At 69.2% G+C, this 17,050-nt stretch carries 17 protein-coding genes; 2 read left to right on the top strand and 15 right to left on the bottom strand.

Annotated elements, in window-relative coordinates; genetic code table 11:
• Positions 1-70: 70 nt before the first annotated feature.
• The gene (locus EG812_RS27015) at positions 71-1,207 is read right to left on the bottom strand and encodes a helix-turn-helix domain-containing protein (RefSeq protein WP_126713243.1); all 1,137 of its coding nucleotides are present in this window, start codon (positions 1,205-1,207) and stop codon (positions 71-73) included.
• A gap of 409 nt (positions 1,208-1,616) precedes the next feature.
• Between EG812_RS27015 and EG812_RS27010 the strand changes: the two genes are divergently transcribed.
• Entirely contained in the window at positions 1,617-1,799 is a 183-nt protein-coding gene (locus EG812_RS27010; RefSeq protein ID WP_126713242.1) for a helix-turn-helix transcriptional regulator, read from the top strand.
• Positions 1,800-1,910: 111 nt separating this feature from the next.
• On the opposite strand, the gene EG812_RS27005 is transcribed toward EG812_RS27010, so the two are convergent.
• The 7 genes from EG812_RS27005 to EG812_RS26975 form a co-directional block, all read right to left on the bottom strand.
• A complete protein-coding gene (locus tag EG812_RS27005; RefSeq protein WP_126713241.1) occupies positions 1,911-2,993 on the bottom strand; it encodes a tetratricopeptide repeat protein in 1,083 nt (360 codons plus the stop codon).
• The gene (locus EG812_RS27000) at positions 2,990-5,248 is read right to left on the bottom strand and encodes a CHAT domain-containing protein (RefSeq protein ID WP_199743969.1); all 2,259 of its coding nucleotides are present in this window, start codon (positions 5,246-5,248) and stop codon (positions 2,990-2,992) included. The genes EG812_RS27005 and EG812_RS27000 overlap by 4 nt, the downstream gene beginning before the upstream one ends.
• Before the next feature lie 23 nt (positions 5,249-5,271).
• Complete coding sequence (locus tag EG812_RS26995; RefSeq protein WP_126713239.1) at positions 5,272-5,580, bottom strand: effector-associated constant component EACC1; 309 nt, start codon at positions 5,578-5,580, stop codon at positions 5,272-5,274.
• 93 nt (positions 5,581-5,673) lie between these two features.
• Positions 5,674-7,098, bottom strand: coding sequence for a tetratricopeptide repeat protein (locus EG812_RS26990; RefSeq protein ID WP_126713238.1), 1,425 nt, complete (start codon positions 7,096-7,098; stop codon positions 5,674-5,676).
• Positions 7,099-7,233: 135 nt separating this feature from the next.
• Entirely contained in the window at positions 7,234-8,049 is an 816-nt protein-coding gene (locus EG812_RS26985; protein WP_199743967.1) for an AAC(3) family N-acetyltransferase, read from the bottom strand.
• Positions 8,050-8,067: 18 nt separating this feature from the next.
• A complete protein-coding gene (locus tag EG812_RS26980; RefSeq protein WP_126713237.1) occupies positions 8,068-8,409 on the bottom strand; it encodes a hypothetical protein in 342 nt (113 codons plus the stop codon).
• On the bottom strand, positions 8,402-8,992 hold the full coding sequence (locus EG812_RS26975; RefSeq protein ID WP_199743966.1) for a DUF6624 domain-containing protein: 591 nt from the start codon (positions 8,990-8,992) through the stop codon (positions 8,402-8,404). The genes EG812_RS26980 and EG812_RS26975 overlap by 8 nt, the downstream gene beginning before the upstream one ends.
• A gap of 70 nt (positions 8,993-9,062) precedes the next feature.
• Here EG812_RS26975 and EG812_RS26970 point away from each other — a divergent pair, with 70 nt between their 5' ends.
• The gene (locus tag EG812_RS26970; protein WP_233579661.1) at positions 9,063-11,261 is read left to right on the top strand and encodes an APC family permease; all 2,199 of its coding nucleotides are present in this window, start codon (positions 9,063-9,065) and stop codon (positions 11,259-11,261) included.
• A 24-nt stretch (positions 11,262-11,285) separates the two neighbouring features.
• On the opposite strand, the gene EG812_RS26965 is transcribed toward EG812_RS26970, so the two are convergent.
• The 7 genes from EG812_RS26965 to EG812_RS26935 all read right to left on the bottom strand — a co-directional run bounded on the left by EG812_RS26965 (position 11,286) and on the right by EG812_RS26935 (position 17,030).
• Positions 11,286-12,236 carry a carbohydrate kinase family protein gene (locus EG812_RS26965; RefSeq protein ID WP_126713263.1) on the bottom strand — a complete coding sequence of 317 codons (951 nt, stop codon included), beginning with the start codon at positions 12,234-12,236 and terminating at the stop codon, positions 11,286-11,288.
• A gap of 62 nt (positions 12,237-12,298) precedes the next feature.
• Positions 12,299-13,771, bottom strand: coding sequence for an adenosylhomocysteinase (gene ahcY, locus EG812_RS26960; protein ID WP_502697217.1), 1,473 nt, complete (start codon positions 13,769-13,771; stop codon positions 12,299-12,301).
• Positions 13,772-13,788: 17 nt separating this feature from the next.
• Positions 13,789-14,979: a methionine adenosyltransferase gene (metK, locus tag EG812_RS26955; protein WP_126713235.1), complete on the bottom strand. Its 1,191-nt coding sequence runs from the start codon at positions 14,977-14,979 to the stop codon at positions 13,789-13,791.
• Between the two features lie 146 nt (positions 14,980-15,125).
• A complete protein-coding gene (locus EG812_RS26950) occupies positions 15,126-15,362 on the bottom strand; it encodes a hypothetical protein (RefSeq protein WP_013733362.1) in 237 nt (78 codons plus the stop codon).
• Positions 15,359-16,402 carry a class I SAM-dependent methyltransferase gene (locus EG812_RS26945; RefSeq protein ID WP_013733363.1) on the bottom strand — a complete coding sequence of 348 codons (1,044 nt, stop codon included), beginning with the start codon at positions 16,400-16,402 and terminating at the stop codon, positions 15,359-15,361. Before EG812_RS26945 ends, EG812_RS26950 begins: the two co-directional genes overlap by 4 nt.
• Positions 16,402-16,713 (bottom strand): antibiotic biosynthesis monooxygenase family protein, encoded by a 312-nt coding sequence (locus EG812_RS26940; protein WP_013733364.1) that lies wholly within the window; start codon positions 16,711-16,713, stop codon positions 16,402-16,404. The genes EG812_RS26945 and EG812_RS26940 overlap by 1 nt, the downstream gene beginning before the upstream one ends.
• Positions 16,710-17,030: a TcmI family type II polyketide cyclase gene (locus EG812_RS26935; protein WP_013733365.1), complete on the bottom strand. Its 321-nt coding sequence runs from the start codon at positions 17,028-17,030 to the stop codon at positions 16,710-16,712. The genes EG812_RS26940 and EG812_RS26935 overlap by 4 nt, the downstream gene beginning before the upstream one ends.
• Positions 17,031-17,050 lie beyond the last annotated feature (20 nt).

Raw genomic sequence — 17,050 nt, 5'->3', positions numbered from 1 at the left:
CAGATGAGCACCAGTTACGCGGAGAGTAATGGTTCCGTCGCGCATTTCGATCCAAGCGGATAGCTGACATTCAATGGGTGAGGCCGACGACCGTGGCCAGCCGTGCGACGTCGGCCGCCGCCGGTCCGCCCCGGATGATCTCGGCGAGCAGGGTACGGGCGGCCGGACGGTTGCGGACCTCGGCAGGCGCGATGCGGTCAGCCGCCAGTAGCGCCTGCCCGGCTCGGCTGTGGCGGCTGGCGTCGAGGTAGGCACGGCCGGCATCGATGAGGTGGGCGGCGCGATGCTCGGGCGGCAGGCGCGGCCAGGCGTCGCTGCGGACGACATGTTCGTGGCGCAGGATCGCCTCGGCGGTGTCGCCGAGGCGGTGCGCGGCCAGGGACCGGGCCGTCTGGACGGCTGCCGGTCCGAAGCCGGTGTAATGGGGGTCGGTGTCGCTGACCTGTCGGTCGACGAGGGCGGCAGCATGATCGAGCAGGTCGTGAGCGTTGCGGCGGTCCCCGTAGCCGGCGGCGGCGAGCCCGGCCTGGACGTACAGGCTGCCGCGTACGGCGTCGTCGTCTGCGGGGTCCGCCGCCAGGGCAGCGGTGAGGGCGATCCGGTGGTGGCCCAGGGCGCGCAGGGCCTGGGCGACACCGATGGTCGCGCTGGCGGTGCGGGTGGGGTCACCGGCGGAGGCGGCGACGGCCCGGTCGGCGGCGAGCCAGGCAAGGTCGGCGTGGTCGAGCTTGACCAACACGCTGGCGGTCAGCCGGTACGCGGAAACCAGCAGGCCCCCGGTGTCGTGGGTCGCGTCGAGCAGGTCGGGCAGCACGCCGAGCAGTTGCGGGTAGCGGGCGTGCTGGTAGGCCATCCAGGCGTACGCGACCTGGCCGCCGGCCTGCTGCCCGGTAACCGTGCGCTGGGGTCGGTGGTGATTGCAGGCCAGGGCGGCCCGGACCGCGTCGACCCCGTTCTCGGCGGGCGCGGGGGCCGGTGGTCGGCGGGGGCCGAGCAGCATCTGCGGGTCGAGACGCAGCACCTCGGCGATGTCCCGGATCACCGAGTACCGGTCGAGTCGACGTACGCCGCGTTCGACCTTGTCGACCCAGCTTTTCGACTTGCCGGGCCGATCGGCGAAGGCCTGCTGGCTCATGCCCCGATGGGCCCGCAACTCGGCCACCCGCCGCCCGAGGGGTACCGAGTTGTGGTCCCGCCGGTGGGTCATCGGCTGCTCTCGGCGGGCGGCATCGTGTGGGTGAACTCCCCACACCGCGGACACCACCGCGACTTCACCTTGAACGCGAGCAGCCCGGCCAGAAAGCCCAGCAACACGCCGCTGAGAACCATCACCACCTCGGCACCCTCACCTTCCAGCGGTATCGAGAGGCGTGCCACTGCCCGCGCTCAGGGACATCGCGAGTACGGGTGACGCAGCCTGATGGTTGCAGCCGAGTTGGTCCTGAGGTCGTTCCGTCAGATGAGTAGAGCTCATCGACGGATAGTCCCGGTATGAGTTGTCTCGGTTCACTTGCTCAGATTTGCATCGACCCAATGGTCTAGTCAACAGGCAATTGCCAAAAGGGTAGACTGGATCTACCTACGTTCGAGGTGTGGACCGTGGCCCAGGCCGCTTGATGGGGCCTTACGAGATCGCGCAGCGCCTCGGTGTCTCGCGGCAGCGGTTCCAGCAGCTCGCCCGGTACTCCACCTTCCCGAAGCCCTACCAAGAGCTGCGGGGGATGAAGGTGTGGTTGGCCGAGGACATCGAGGACTGGATCGCCAAGTACCGACAACCGCGGCCCACCGACGACGACTAACGGGGCAGCACCTGACAGGTGCTGACCGCGTTGACGTTCTCACCTCTGGATGCGGGCCTGGATCAGGTCGCCGAGCGGTTTACCTCTGCTGGCGTTCCGACACGTTGCCGTTCAGCTCCCAGAAGGTGGATCGCTCCCCTGCGCAGCTTGTTCTTGGCGTAGTTGTTCGAGCATGGCCGTGTCGGATGCGAGGTCCGGGCGGCCTGCTTGGCGGTCGAGATCGACAACGATCTCAAGCTCGCCGATCGCCTCGTCGAGATTCCCCTCATCCCGATGGATCATCGCGATGTTGTACCGGGTGACTGCTTCGCCTTCGCGGTCGCCGACTTCGCGTCGGATGGGGAGGGCTTGGTGGTAGTGGGTGAGGGCTTGTTGTGTGTCGCCGAGCCGGTGGTATACGAGGCCGATGTTGTTGAGGGTGGCGGCCTCGCCGGCGCGGTCGCCGACTTCGCGTCGGATGGGGAGGGCTTGGTGGTAGTGGGTGAGGGCTTGTTGTGTGTCGCCGAGCCGGTGGTACACGAGGCCGATGTTGTTGAGGATAGTGGCTTCGCCGGCGCGGTTGCCGATGTCGCGGGTGATGGGGAGGGCTTGGTGGTAGTGGGTGAGGGCTTGTTGTGTGTCGCCGAGCCTGCGGTACACGCCGCCGATGTTGTTGAGGGTGGCGGCTTCGCCTTCGCGGTCGCCGACTTCTCGTTGGATGGGGAGGGCTTGGTGGTAGTGGGTGAGGGCTTGTTGTGTGTCGCCGAGCCGGTGGTACACGCCGCCGATGTTGTTGAGGGTGGCGGCTTCGCCTTCGCGGTCGCCGACTTCCCGGTGGATGGGGAGGGCTTGGTGGTAGTGGGTGAGGGCTTGTTGTCGGTAGCCGAGCCTGTCGTGCACGAGGCCGAGGCTGGTGAGGGTGGCGGCTTCGTTGGCGCGGTTGTCGGCCTCGCGGTACAGGCGTAGGGCCTTGTTGTAGTTCTCCAGGGCATGTTGCGGTTGCCCGGTAGAATACTGGGCCCAAGCCAGGCCGTAGAAGGCGCCGGCGTCTGGGCCGAGGGTCAGGGTCGCGTTCGCGAGAGCCTCTGCATCCGCGAATCGGGACGTACGCAGCCACACCCTCGCCACCCGGCCACCGACGTCCCGGGCGATTTCCGGCTCTCGGCCCGCCACCGCCAGCCGGTGCAGCTCCACCCCTTGAGCGAGGGTGGTCATGACACGGACCCAGACGTTGCAGGGTCGGTGATCCAGAGCTTGTAGAGGGATCGTGCGGCGGCGGCGCAGGCTTGGGTGTATTCGTCGTCGGTGAGCAGCGGTCGGATGAGAGGCCGCAGGACGTTGGAGACGTAGTAGCGGGGTTGGTCGGTCTCCGGGTCGGTGCCTTCTTCCATCAGGCCGAGCTGGACGGCGCGTGCGATGTGGGCGGTGGCATCGGGATGGTCGTGAAGGGCGTGGACGGTGTCGGCGGGTACGGGGAGTTCCACGACGTTGACCTTGGCGAGCATCTTCTGTAGCTCAGGGGCCTGGGAGTCGAGGAGGTTCTTAGCGAGGATGGTCTCCCGGCGGAACCGGTCGGCTTCCGCTTCGATGGCGGTGATGAGGCCGTCGATGTCGAGGTTGGGGGCGGCGACGATCAGGTCGAGCCAGTCGAGCAGGCGGGGGTTGCCGGCGGCGGCCTCGATGGCGCGATCCCGGATGTCGGGGTCGACGGGGGAGCCGGGGCGCAGGTTCGGCAGGTTGGTGAGCTTCTTGGCCTGCTCGATATCGGTGAGGGTTTCCAGTGACTCGAAGCGAATGGTGGTGCCGGCCGGTGGGGGGAAGCGGTAGCGGCTGGTGATGATGACCCGGCTGGGGCTGCCGGTGTCGCGGATGGCGTGGAGCAGGGCCGGAAGGATGTCGGCCATCTCCGGGGCGAGCACATGGCCGCCGTCGCGTTCGTCGAGGTTGCCGTCCTCGAAGTCGTCGAACACGAACAGGCAGGGCGTCTGCCCGAGCGGCCCGTCGACATGCAGCAGACGGCGCAGCCGGACGGCCAGAGGGACCCGATGGTTCTCCAGCAGCTCAGTCGCTTCGACCTGCTGCTCCATCGTGGGGAAGTCGACTTTGGTGGTGAGTTCCCGGAACTTGGTCAGGTCGACGCGGCCGTACCAGACGGCACGCTGGTGGGTGGGCATCCGCTCCAGCAGCCGGGAGGCGAGGCTGCTCTTGCCGAGACCACCCATGCCTTGCAGAACCAGGGCATCGGCCGCGCCATCGCCACCATGCGGTTGTTTGAGGGTACGCAGGCAGCGCTGGATGGCCCGGCGTCGTCCGACGAAGGTGGCGCGGGATGCGACCCGGGACACTTGAGTCTGCGGGTCCAGGAACTCCTGGTCGGCGGCCCGGATCTGGATGCGTGCACGCCCTCTGGTGTTCAGTGCGGTGACGATAGGGGCGAGTGGAGATTTGTCGGCGTAGACGCGCAACAGGTGCCAGTTGGCGCGCTTGTTCGCGTACAGGTGCTGACGGGCCTCCACGACGGCCCGGTCGAGGGCCTGCCCGTCGGCCAGTGACCGGTACAGCTCGGCTGCGAACTCGGTCGCGGACACGTCACCGACCGGCAACGCCCACCCCAACACCGCAGGTGCCCCGGCGCGAACCAGGCTCTCACTCATCGAGGGGAACGCCCCAGAGCCGGGGGAGTTGCCGGTCAGACAGCCGGAGACGAAGACCAGGCGGGGCCAGCGCCCGGACATGGCCTGGGCGATCTGGTCCGCGGTGGCGTAGGTGAGCCCACCGAACTCGTTCTCCACCAGGAAGACGGGTTGGCCCTCCGCGTTGATCGTGGCGTGGCCGCTCAGATGCAGCACGTCGAAGTACCCTGCCCCGTAGTCCCGGTTGAGGAACCGAAGACCTTCCAGGGTGCCGCTTTCCTCCACGACCAGCTCCGTGCCGGTGCGTCGGGTGGCGTCCAGGATGGCCGCCTCCTCCGCCTCGAAGCCGAGCACCGGCTCGACACCCTCGGGAGAGGTGGCCATGAACAGCACCCGCAACGGCCGGTTCGCGGGTTCGACCGGGGCGGTGAGGGCCGCGTGGGTGCCGATGGCCCGTACCGGTAGCAGCGGCGCGTGACCGGACACGGCCAGATGCGTACCGTCTGCGGCGAGCAACTCCCACGGCAGGTGCCGGAACTCCTCGGTGGCGGTGATGCGCAGCGTGGTGCCGGGAGGACGACCCAGGACCGGAGTCAGCCACCGCTGCTCCCCGTCGAGGAATTCAGCCAGCTTCGTGCCGAGATCACGCAGCTGCGGCGCACCGAACACCCGCTGCACGACCGCATGTTGGCTGTAGTCACGCTCCACCAACCCGATCAGCCGACCGATGGCGGCCCGGTCCACCCCACGGGTCTTCGGCGCGCCCACACCTGTCGACAGGCGCAGCTCGGAGTAGTCGGAGGTCTGGTCGAAAATCTCCAGCTCGTACGTGAGCATCTCCGTCACGCTGTTCTCCGCTCTCAGCGTTCCCGCGTCTCGGCCTGCTGGAAGGTGATCTCCAACTGCCCGTCGTTGAGGTTCGACACCTCGACCCGGGTGCCGTCGCCGAGCAGTACCGTGACGGTGACCCCCTGTGCGCGGCGGGAGTTCCACCAGTCCCAGATCGTTTTCGCGGTGCCGACCCCGGCGAACACCAGCCCGATGACAGCGATCGCCATCTCGGCGGATCGCTGCACCTCGACCGGGCCGACGTCATCGCCGGGCTCCGCGTTCGCGGCGAGAGCGGCACGCAACTCCATAGCCCAGCGCGCGGCCTCCGGCCCCGACACCTCAAGTACGGCAGTTCCCAATGGTCACCCTTTCTCCGTCTGCTCAAGTTCGATGAGGAACGCTCGTATCCGTTCCAGTGCGGACTGGTCTGCTCAGCCAGCGTCATCGCTCGACGCTGGCACTCGGTGGCTCCGGGCCGCCCGCTGCAGCCGCAGCCGGAAGACGGCCATGTTAGATCTCGCCATGGCCTCCGATGCGTGATCGCCGATGATGCGGAAGACCTCGAGAACTTCACCAAGCGCATCCTGGGCCTCAGCGAAGTCGCCCTCCCGAAAGCGGACCGCCGAAATGTTGGTGAGGGTGATCGCTTCGCCGGCGCGGTTGCCGATGACCCGGTTGATGGTGAGTGCCTGGTGGTAGTGGGTGAGGGCCTGATGTGGGTCACCGAGCCCGTCATAGGCGTGACCGATGTTGGTGAGCAGGGTGGCTTCGCCGGCGCGGTTGCCGACGTTTCGCGTGAGGGGAAGTGCCTGGTGGTAGTGGGTGAGGGCTTGGTGTTGGTCACCGAGCCCGTCATGGGCGAGGCCGATGTTGTTGAGAGTGACGGCTTCGCCGTCGCGGCTGCCGACCTTTCGCGTGAGGGAAAGTGCCTGGTGGTAATGGGTGAGGGCTTGGTGTAGGTCGCCGAGCCCGTGGTATGCGTGGCCGATGTTGTTGAGGGTGACGGCTTCGCCGCTGCGGTCGCCGACATCTCGGCGAATGGTGAGTGCTTGGTGGTAGTGGGTGAGGGCTTGGTATAGGTCGCCGAGGTCGTCGTACACGCCGCCGATGTTGTTGAGGGTGGTGGCTTCGCCGGCGCGGTCGCCGATGTCTCGGTGGATGGGGAGGGCCTGGTGGTAGTGGGTGAGGGCTTGTCGTGGGTCGCCGAGCCTGTCGTAGGCGTGGCCGATGTTGGTGAGGGTGGCGGCTTCGCCGGGACGGTTATCGATGTCTCGGTGGATGGTGAGAGCTTGGTGGTAGTGGGTGAGGGCTTGGTGTTGGTCGCCGAGCCCGTCATAGGCGAGGCCGATGTTGTTGAGGGTGGTGGCTTCGCCGGCGCGGTCGCCGACGTCGCGGTGGATGGGAAGGGCCTGGTGGTAGTGGGTGAGGGCTCGGTGTCGGTCGCCGAGCCTGTCGTAGGCGTGGCCGATGTAGGTGATAGTCGCGGCTTCGTTACCGCGGTCGCCCACCTCGCGATACAGGTGTAGGGCCTTGTCGTAGCTCGCTAGGGCGTCGTGAGGTTGCCCGGTGGAGGCTTGGGCCTGGCCCAGGTGGTAGAAGGCGTCGGCGTCTGGGCCGAGGATCAAGGTCGCGTTCGAGAGAGCTTCCGTATCCGCGAACCGGGAGGTGCGCAGCCACACCCGTGCCACCCGGTCACCGACGTGCCGGGCGATACCCGGCTCCCGGCCCGCCACCGCCAGTCGGTGCACCTCCACCCACTGCTTGACCGTGGCAGCCGACCTAGCGTGAATCAAAAGATCCTCCACATCGGCCCGCACGATACGGCCGACAGCAGCCCAGCAGACGGCAACGACCATGATCCGACACCAGGGACCGCATGCACCGGATTGTCTTTCCTGGATACTTCGACCACGAACGCGAGTTGGCAACCGACGATCCAGACGGTCACCAGTCAGTCCCTGGCCGTATTGGTCCTTGTGCCCATCACGTCCTTACAAGCGAGCGAGGGCCCGGTCAGCGCCGGGGCGGTGGACGGCGAACCAGTCGACGGCGAAGTCGACAAGCTCGCGTTGGCGCATCAGTCGGGACTCGGCCGCGCCCACCCGTCCGATCCGTGCCCGGCCGGTGGCCTCGAAGGCGGCGCCCAACTGGTCGAAGTCGCCCTCGTCGGTGGCGACGTCCTCCCAGCAGGCCCACCTCTGGCCGGTGTCGGTGCGTACGGCTGAGCTTTCCTGCCGGCGCGGCGGGTCCGGCACCCGGTATTCGGCCAGGTGCAGCGAGGTGTTGTTGCCATGTCCCACGCCGAGCAGCAGGACGTCACCGTCGAGCCGGTACACCGCACCCAGGGGAGAGCGCTCGCCCAGCATGTCGTCGAGTTGGTGCCCGGTCACCACTGCTTCGGCGGCCGGGCCGAGGGCCGCGAACGACACTTGCGGATGGTCGCTGCGCCGCGTCCCCGGCCAGGTGCGAACGGTCTCCGCGATCACGCCCATCCACTGGCTGGGGGTCACCGCCGGATCGAACGCCGGCATGTGTTCCCGGATCACCGGCCACCAAGGCTCCGGCACGGGCGGGTTCTGCCAACCGGCGGGGTCGGTGTTGCCCGGGGTGTGGGTTGGTACCACGAGCGTGCCGTCGGGGCCCACCGCGTCGAGCAGCGCCTGGACCACCGCGACCGGGCCACCGCAGACCCAGCCGAGCGCCTTCAGCGACGAGTGGACGAGCAGCACCGAACCGCGCCGTACCCCGAGCGACGCCAGGTTGTCGGCGAGTGCGGCGCGGGTGGCGGGCAGGTCGGTGTTGATCATCGACAGAACCTACACCCGTCAGGACTGGTACAGCACGCTTCGATAGCCGACCAACGCCGCGATGATCAGCACCGTGGTGCCGACGACGAACGGCCACCGGCTGCCGCGCGGGCGGGCGACGGCCAGGACGACGGTCGCCGACCAGAGGACCGCGACGATCACCGTCCAGAGCGTTGCCGTGGGCACCCGGTCGGCGATCCGGCAACCGGCCGACGCGGGTAGGACTGCCGCGCAGATGTCATGGCGTGGCACCGCCAGCCACCAGTAGCCTGCCCACGCCGCTACCGCGGTGCCGGTGACCGTCGCCGCCGCGAACCACGATCGGGCGCGTGAGGGCACTCCAACCTGGACTTCACTCACCTCGGCAAGGGTATCGTTCGCCGCTCTCAGGGCTCGGCTGAGGTCCGGACTCCCGCTGGCGCAGGCGTTCGGTGTACTCGGCGAGGGTGTCCAGTCCGACGCTGTGGCGGCGCTCGTCCACCTGCTCCGGGTCCTCGATCGGCTGGGGTTGCAGCGGACCGGCGTTGTCGGGGCCGTACCAGAACTGGGTGCCGTACCGCTGGGGTCTGCCCTCGGCGCGCAGCACCCGGTCGGTGAGGTAGGCCAGGTGGCGGGGTCTGGCCTCGCCGTCGCGGACCGCCTCATCGAGCAGGGCCAGGCAGCGGCGTTGGAAGTCCGGGTCGTGGTCGGCGTGCTGGGCGAGCAACCAGGCGGCGGTGGCCGCCTCCGGCCCGACGTCGCTCCGCCGGGGCCAGCCGTACCGGTCGATGACCTGCTTGAGCCACGCCGTGTTGTCGGCGTCGACCTGGCACGCCCAGGCCCAGAAGGCGTCGTCGAGGGCCCGGCCCGGCACCCCGGAGCGTGCCTCCTGGTCCCGGTCCATCCGCTCGACCAGTTCGGCGGCGACATCGGCCGGCAGGCTGCGGTCAGAGCAGGGAGGCATCGTACTGCGAGAAGCGGGACAATTTTTCCGCAATGTCGACAGCCTCGTGCGTCACATCCACCATCCTGACATGGCCAGTTCGTTCTGCGGTGCTGGCACCACCGACAGGGCGGGGGGGATGGTGGGCAGGTCGGGGCACGACCCGGAAGAGGACGCGGGGTCACCGACCTTCAGCCCGTCCGCCGAGCTGCCGCCGCTGTCCCCGGCCGACCTCGGCGTGTTGCGCCAGGTCGGCGCGCGATGGCAGATCGGTGACACGGTACGGGCGCTGCCGGTGGATCCGCAGGCGGGGGAGATCCGCTCGTCGGCGGTCGGCGGAGCGCACCGAGCCGCCATGCTCTTCCTGCCGGACGCCCCGGGTCAGCTCACCGCCACCCCGGTCGTGGAACGGCCCGACACCGCCCAGGGGCGGGTCGTCGGTGGTCTGCGTCGGCTGCTGCTCGGTCGGCCGCTGACCAGCGCGTCGATCCTGCGCGAGCGGATGTCGAAGATCGTCGCGTTGCCGGTGCTCGCCTCCGACCTGCTCTCCTCGGTGGCGTACGGGCCGGAGGCGATGCTGGCCGTGCTGGTGCTGGCCGGCAGCGGCGCCCTCGGGCTGTCGTTGCCGATCGCCGCGGCCCTCGTGGTGCTGATGGTCGCCGTCGGCACCTCGTACCGGCAGACCGTCCGGGCCTATCCGCACGGCGCCGGGTCGTACCTGGTGGCCAGTGACAGCCTGGGGCCGCGCGCCGGTCTGGCTGCCGCGGCCGGGCTGGTCCTCGACTACGTGCTCACGGTGTCGGTCTCGGTGTCCGCCGGGGTTGCCGCGATCACCTCGGCGCTGCCCTCCCTCGCCGCGTACCGGGTGCCGCTGGCCCTGGTGGTCATCGGTGTGCTGCTGATCGGCAACCTGCGCGGCATCCGGGTCGCCGGCAACGCCTTCGCCGTGCCCACGTACGTCTTCCTCGTCGCCGTGCTCGGGCTGATCGCCGCCGGGTTCGTCCGGGCCGCGACCGGCGGATTCACCGTCGTGGCCCCGCCACCGACGCCCGCGGTGGAAGGGCTCGGTCTGCTGGTCGTGCTGCGCGCCTTCGCCTCCGGCGCGACCTCGATGACCGGTGTCGAGGCGGTCTCCAACGCGGTTCCGGTGTTCCGCCCCACCGCGTGGCGCAACGCCCGCACGGTGCTGACCTGGATGATCAGCATCCTGATCGTGCTGTTCGTCGGGCTGACCCTGCTGTTCCATCTCAACGGTCTGGTGCCGCGTGCCGACCAGACCCTGCTGTCGCAGTTGGCGCGGCTGACCTTCCCCACCGGCCCCTGGTACGCGATCATCCAGGCCGCGACGGCGCTGGTGCTGCTGCTGGCGGCGAACACCGCCTTCAACGACCTGCCGCGTCTGCTGTACTTCATGGCCCGCGACGGGTACGTGCCCCGCCGCTTCCTGCACCTGGGCGACCGACTGGCCCTGAGCAACGGACTGATCGCCCTCGCGGTCGCCGCGGCGGCGATCCTGGTGGCCTTCGGCGGCAACACGCACTCCCTGATCCCGCTCTACGCGGTCGGGGTCTTCCTGGCCTTCACCCTCTCCCAGACCGGCATGGTCAACCACTGGCGGCACCACCGCGACCCCGGCTGGCGGCGACGCGCGGCCATCAACGGCGTCGGTGCGGTGCTGTCGGCCGTCGTGCTGGTGACCGCCGCGGTCACGAAGTTCGCCGCCGGCGCCTGGGCGGTGGTGCTCGCCGTACCGTTGCTGATCTATCTGTTCCGTCGGGTACGCCGCCACTACGACCATGTCCAGCAGGCCCTCGGTCTGCATCCCGACCATCCGCGTGGCGTGGAACCGGCCGAGGACGCGCCACCCGCCATTGTTCCGCAGCAGGTACGGCATCTCTTCCTCGTGCCGGTGGCCCGCCTCAACCAGGCGGCGCTGCGCACCCTCGCCTACGTCGGCTCGCTCGGCCAACCGGCGCTGGCGCTGCACGTCAGCCCCGAACGGACGGAAGCCGACCGTTTCCGTGAGCAATGGAACACCTGGGGCGACCACATCCCGCTGGAGACCATCCTGTCGCCGCACCGCGTGATCATCCAACCGATCGCCGGGTACGCCAGCGCGCTGCGCCTGACCCACCCCGACCTGACCATCACCGTCGTCGTACCGGACGTGGTGGTCGACCATCCCTGGCAGCGGATGCTGCACTACCGCACCGAACAGCGACTGCGGCGGGCCCTGCGCCGACATCCGGGCATCGTCGTGACCAGCCTGCCCACCCACCTGACCCGCTGAGCGCCACGAAGGCATTGGGCATGGTCACCCGGCCGCCGCTGCGGCGCACGACGTCAACACCTCTGCCACGGCCGCCGACACGCGGTGACCGTAGGTGTCGGAGAGGTTCGCGACGAGCCGGTCGGGCACGACACGGTACTCCTGCGTACCTGGTGCGCCTATCGCGTACGCCCCCATCTGGCAGCCGAGTGCCGCCGCCACGTCGAGCAGCAGCCCGTGGGTCACCCCGTACAGGAATCCGGCGCGGAAGGCGTCACCACCTCCGGTCGGGTCGACGACGCTGGCTCCGGTGACCGCCGGGATCCGGGTGATGCCGCCGCCGGCCCGGATTCGGACCCCGTCCTCGCCCAGCGTGGTCACCACGACGTCGACCGCGTCGAGCACCGTGGCGCCGGCTCCGCCGAGCTTGCCGCACAGCAGGTCGTACTCGTACTCGTTGGTCAGCAGGTACCGCGCGCCGGTGACGAAGTCGGCGATGTCCGGCCCGGACATGCGGGCCAGCTGCTGGGACGGATCGGCGGCGAAGGGCACGCCGAGACGACGGCAGGCGGCGGCATGCCGCCGCATCGCCACCGGGTCATCGGGTCCGATGACGGCCAGGTCGACCGGCTCGGAGCCGATCACGGCGGCCAGGTCGATGTCGGCCGCCTCCGCCATCGCGCCCGGATAGAAGGAGGCGATCTGGCACGAGTCCTGGTCGGTGGTGCAGACGAACCGGGCGGTGTACGACGACCGACTCGTCAGGACCGACCCGCAGTCCACCCCGTGCCGTTCCAGCCGGGACCGGTAGTCGGCGAAGTCGGGACCCACCGCGCCCACGAGGGTCGGCGGCATCCCGAGCTGTGCCATCCCGTACGCGATGTTGGCCGCCACGCCACCGTCGCGGACGACGAGCCCGTCGACGAGGAACGACAGCGACACGGTGTGCAACCGGTCGGCGATGAGCTGCTCAGCGAACCGGCCGGGAAATGTCATCAAGTGGTCGGTGGCGATGGAACCGGACACGAGGATGCGGGTCACGGGGTGCCCTTCGAAGCTCAGTAGCGGTAGTGCTCGGGCTTGTACGGACCCTCGACCGGAACGCCGAGGTAGGCCGCCTGGTCCTCGGTCAGGGCGGTGAGGCCGGCGCCGAGAGCGTCGAGGTGGAGCCGGGCGATGCGCTCGTCGAGATGCTTGGGCAGTGTGTGGACACCGACCGGGTACTGGTCTGTCTTGGTGAACAGCTCGATCTGCGCAAGCGTCTGATTGGCGAAGCTGGTGGACATGACGAACGACGGATGGCCGGTCGCGTTGCCCAGGTTCAGCAGCCGCCCCTCGGACAGCACGATGATCGAGTGGCCCTCGGCGAAGCGCCACTCGTCGACCTGCGGCTTGATGCCGATCCGGGTAATTCCGTCCTGCTTGGCCAGACCGGCCATGTCGATCTCGTTGTCGAAGTGCCCGATGTTGCCCACCACCGCCTGGTGCTTCATCCGGGACATGTGCTCGGCGGTGACGACGTCGCGGCAGCCGGTGGCGGTGATGACGAAGTCGGCCTGCTCGACCACGTCGTCCAGGACGGCGACCTGGTAGCCGTCCATCGCGGCCTGAAGCGCGCAGATCGGGTCGATCTCGGTGACGATCACCCGTGCGCCCTGACCGCGCAGCGACTCCGCGCAGCCCTTGCCCACGTCACCGTAGCCGCACACCACCGCCACCTTCCCACCGATCAGCACGTCGGTGGCCCGGTTCAGGCCGTCGATCAGCGAGTGCCGACAGCCGTACCTGTTGTCGAACTTGCTCTTGGTCACGCTGTCGTTGACGTTGATCGCGGGGAACAGCAACGTCCCGGCCCGCCGCATCTGGTCGAGCCGATGCACACCGGTGGTGGTCTCCTCGGTGACACCCCTGATCCCGGCGGCGATGCGGGTCCACCGGCTGTCGTCCTCGGTCCGGGAGGCGTGCAGCATCTCCAGCACGACCGCGTACTCCTCGCTGTCGGCCGACGCTGTCGGCGGCACCGCACCGGCGCGCTCGAACTCGGCACCCCTGTGCACCAGGAGGGTGGCGTCTCCACCGTCGTCGAGGAGCATGTCCGGCCCGGCGCCGTCGGGCCAGCGCAGTACCTGCTCCGTGCACCACCAGTACTCGCGTAGGCTCTCGCCCTTCCAGGCGTACACCGGCACGCCGGCGGGCTGTCCGACGGTGCCCTGGCCCACTACCACCGCCGCAGCCGCATGGTCCTGGGTGGAGTAGATGTTGCAGGAGGCCCAGCGGACCTCGGCGCCGAGTGCTACCAGGGTCTCGATCAGGACTGCGGTCTGGATCGTCATGTGCAGCGACCCGGTGATGCGGGCTCCGCGGAGTGGTTTCGCCGCGGTCAGTTCCCGCCGGATCGCCATCAGGCCGGGCATCTCGTGCTCGGCGAGTTGGATCTCCTGACGGCCGAGCGCCGCCAGTGACAGATCGGCCACCCGGTAGTCGCCCTCCCTGACGTTGGTTGGGCGATTGGAGGTACGGGGCGACGGCATGGGGCCTCCCGGGGCGGTCATGCGGCGACTGACTTGAGGTCGGCGGCGCGGTCGGTGATCTCCCACGTGAGCTCCGGCAGCTCCCGACCGAAGTGGCCGTACGCCGCGGTCTGCCGGTATATCGGTCGCAACAGGTCGAGGTCCCGGACGATCGCCGCCGGCCGCAGGTCGAATACCTCCCGGATCGCCTTGTCGATCCGCTCGACCGGCACGGTCTCGGTACCGAACGTCTCCACGAGGAGGCTGACCGGCTGCGCCTTGCCGATCGCGTACGCCACCTGCGTCTCGCACCGCTCGGCGAGCCCGGCGGCCACCACGTTCTTGGCGACCCATCGCATCGCGTACGAGGCCGATCGGTCCACCTTGGATGGATCCTTGCCGGAGAAGGCCCCGCCACCGTGGCGGGCATAGCCGCCGTAGGTGTCGATGACGATCTTGCGGCCGGTCAGGCCGGCGTCGCCCATCGGCCCGCCGATCTCGAAGCGACCGGTCGGGTTGACCAGCAGCCGGTAGCCCTCCGTATCCAGACCCAGGCCCTCCAGCTCCGGGGTGACGACCTGTTCGCGCACGTCCGGAGTCAGCAACTCCTCCAGCGAGATGCCCGAGGCGTGTTGCGACGAGATCACCACCGTGTCGAGCCGCACCGGCCGCAGCCCGTCGTATTCGACCGTCACCTGCGTCTTGCCGTCCGGCCGCAGGTACGGGATCGTGCCGTCCTTGCGGGCGGCCGCGAGCCGGCGAGCCAGCCGGTGCGCGAGAGCGATCGGCAGCGGCATCAGCTCCGGCGTCTCGGAGCAGGCGAAGCCGAACATCATGCCCTGATCACCGGCACCCTGCCGGTCCAGGACGTTGGTCGACCCGTCGGTATGCAGCTCCAGCGCGGCGTCGACACCCCGGGCGATGTCCGGCGACTGCGACCCGATCGACACGTTGACGCCGCACGACGCACCGTCGAATCCCTTCGCCGACGAGTCGTAGCCGATGCTGAGGATCGTCTCGCGCACGATCGTCGGGATGTCCGCGTACGCCGTGGTGGTCACTTCGCCGGCCACGTGCACCTGGCCGGTCGTGATGAGGGTCTCCACGGCGACCCGGCTGCCCGGGTCCTGCCCGAGCAGGGCATCGAGGATCGCGTCGCTGATCTGGTCCGCGATCTTGTCCGGATGGCCCTCGGTGACGGACTCGGACGTGAACAGACGGCGTGGCATGCCAGGACTCCCATCAGTTGATTCGCGCGCCGACAGTAGAAGGGGCAGTTGGAGCGTGGCTCTCGTTCGTCTCGCGACGGCGTCCACCTCCGGGCCCCGCCCGCGTCCGGTCAGGGGGCCGCCGGCGTGGCGTGGTGGTGCATGGCCTAGCTGGGCGGGGCGATCCGGTTCTCGAGCTGCGTCCAGGCCATCTGCTCCTGCGCGGTGAGCGGCCGGTCGGGCGGTGACGCGGTGGGAAGCCGCCCGGTCGTCTGCGTCCAAGGCCCTGGCCACTGCCCGGTCTCGTCCAGCGGCACCCCGGTCATCGATGAGCCGTAGAGGACCAGGCCGCGCCACGTGGTGCCGGCCACGGCGACGATGAGCCGGCGGAGCCGCCCGCTCATCGTGGGGAAGTCTCGGCCGGTGACGCGATCAGAACCCGCAGCGGCAGGTGTGCCACGCTGTGTAGCTCCGGCTCGACGAAGCCGCTCTCGGTCAGCATCCGGTCGTACGCCGCCCGGGAGTGCACCTCGCCCTCCGAGGTCCAGACCAGCATCAGGATGGAGAAGAGGTACGGGGCAGGGTCCTCGGCCGGGGTGCCGTCGCCGGTGGTGAAGCCGACCAGCGCGAGGCGGCCGTCCGGCTTGAGCGCCTCCCGCGCGCGGCGCAGCAGGTCGGTGCCGCGCTCCTCGGAGAAGTGGTGCAGCACATTCGTCAGCATGACCACGTCGTAGGGCCCGCCGAGCGGAGCGGTGAACATGTCACCGGTGCGGTACTCGACCCGGTCCGCCACGCCGAGCCGTTCTGCGTGGCGGGCGGCGACCGGTACGACGTTCTCCCAGTCGAGGCTCGTCACGGTGGCCTGCGTGTGGCGCTGCGCGAAGGTGTAGCCGTAGATGCCGTGCCCGCAGGCCAGGTCGAGCACCCGCAACGACGGGCGGGCCGCCGCGAACTCCTGCAGGGCGTTGGTCATCACCCGTGCCGTGGGCGTGGCGATCGCCGAGGCGAACGACGCGAAGTCCACCCAGTACTCGTACTCGGCCGTCTCGGCGTGTTCGTCCATGACCGTACCGCCGTGCCGGACCGCGTCGGTGAGCCGCTTCAGCGCGTCCCACTCCCAGTCGCTGGAGATCACCTTGGTCATGTCGCCGAGGTAGTACGGGCTCTTGCTGACCAGAAACTGGTCGGCGCCGGGCGGCAGACGGTAGGTGCCGTCCTCGACGCCGGCCAGCGAGATCGCGACCATCGCGTCGAGCAGGATCCGCATGCCTCGCGGATGCGCGCCGAGCCGCGTGGCCAGCGCGTCGGCCGTCGCCGGCCCATCGGCAAGCGCATCGAAGACGCCCAGCTCGACGGCCGTACGAAGCAGGCTGGTGGACTTGTAGGCCTGCATCAGGCCGTTCAGACGTTCACGGGTGACGGGCGGGGCGGTGGTCGCCGGCATCAGGCGCTCCTATCGGCTGGTAGGCGGTGGACCAGGCGCATGGTCGTCATGCGCACGGCGCAACGGAACGGATCGAGCCGCGCCCGGTGCCCCCGGTGGGACTCGCTGGTCTCGAATCGGCGGAACGACTCCTCGTCGGTCCAGTCCGTGACAACGTGGTAGACCGACCCGGGCTCGCGGTACAGCTCCTGCGCGAGGTTCGCGGACTCCTGCCCGATCGATCGGGCCACCTCGCCCCAGACCTGTTCGAACTCCGTACTGCGGTCGGGGTCGACCTGCATGGTCAGCAGGACGCGGAACACGCCGATCACCGGGCCCAGGTGTAGAACGGCTCCGCCATCGCGTCCCGGGGCTCCTTCCAGCCCGGGTCGTACGGCGAGATGTGGGCGCTGAGCTTGGTGTTGACGTCGTCGAACAGGCGGTGCCGGCGCGCGTCGTACAGCCGCTCGGTCAGGCCGTCCTGGGCCTCGATGAGGTGCAGGTAGAGGCCGCGGTAGAAGAACAGGGTGCGCCGAGAGGCGCCGAGCAGGACCGGCAGGTCGGTGGCGTCGGACTCGGCGAAGATGTCGGCGACCGCCTGCTTGTCGGCCTCATCCATCCGCGCGATGATCAGGGTGCGTTGTGCCATCTTGGTTCCTCCGGAGATCG

The organism is Verrucosispora sp. FIM060022 (assembly GCF_003977705.1).
In the GTDB taxonomy this organism is placed as follows: domain Bacteria; phylum Actinomycetota; class Actinomycetes; order Mycobacteriales; family Micromonosporaceae; genus Micromonospora; species Micromonospora gifhornensis.
This window is presented reverse-complemented; position numbering and strand designations above follow the sequence as displayed.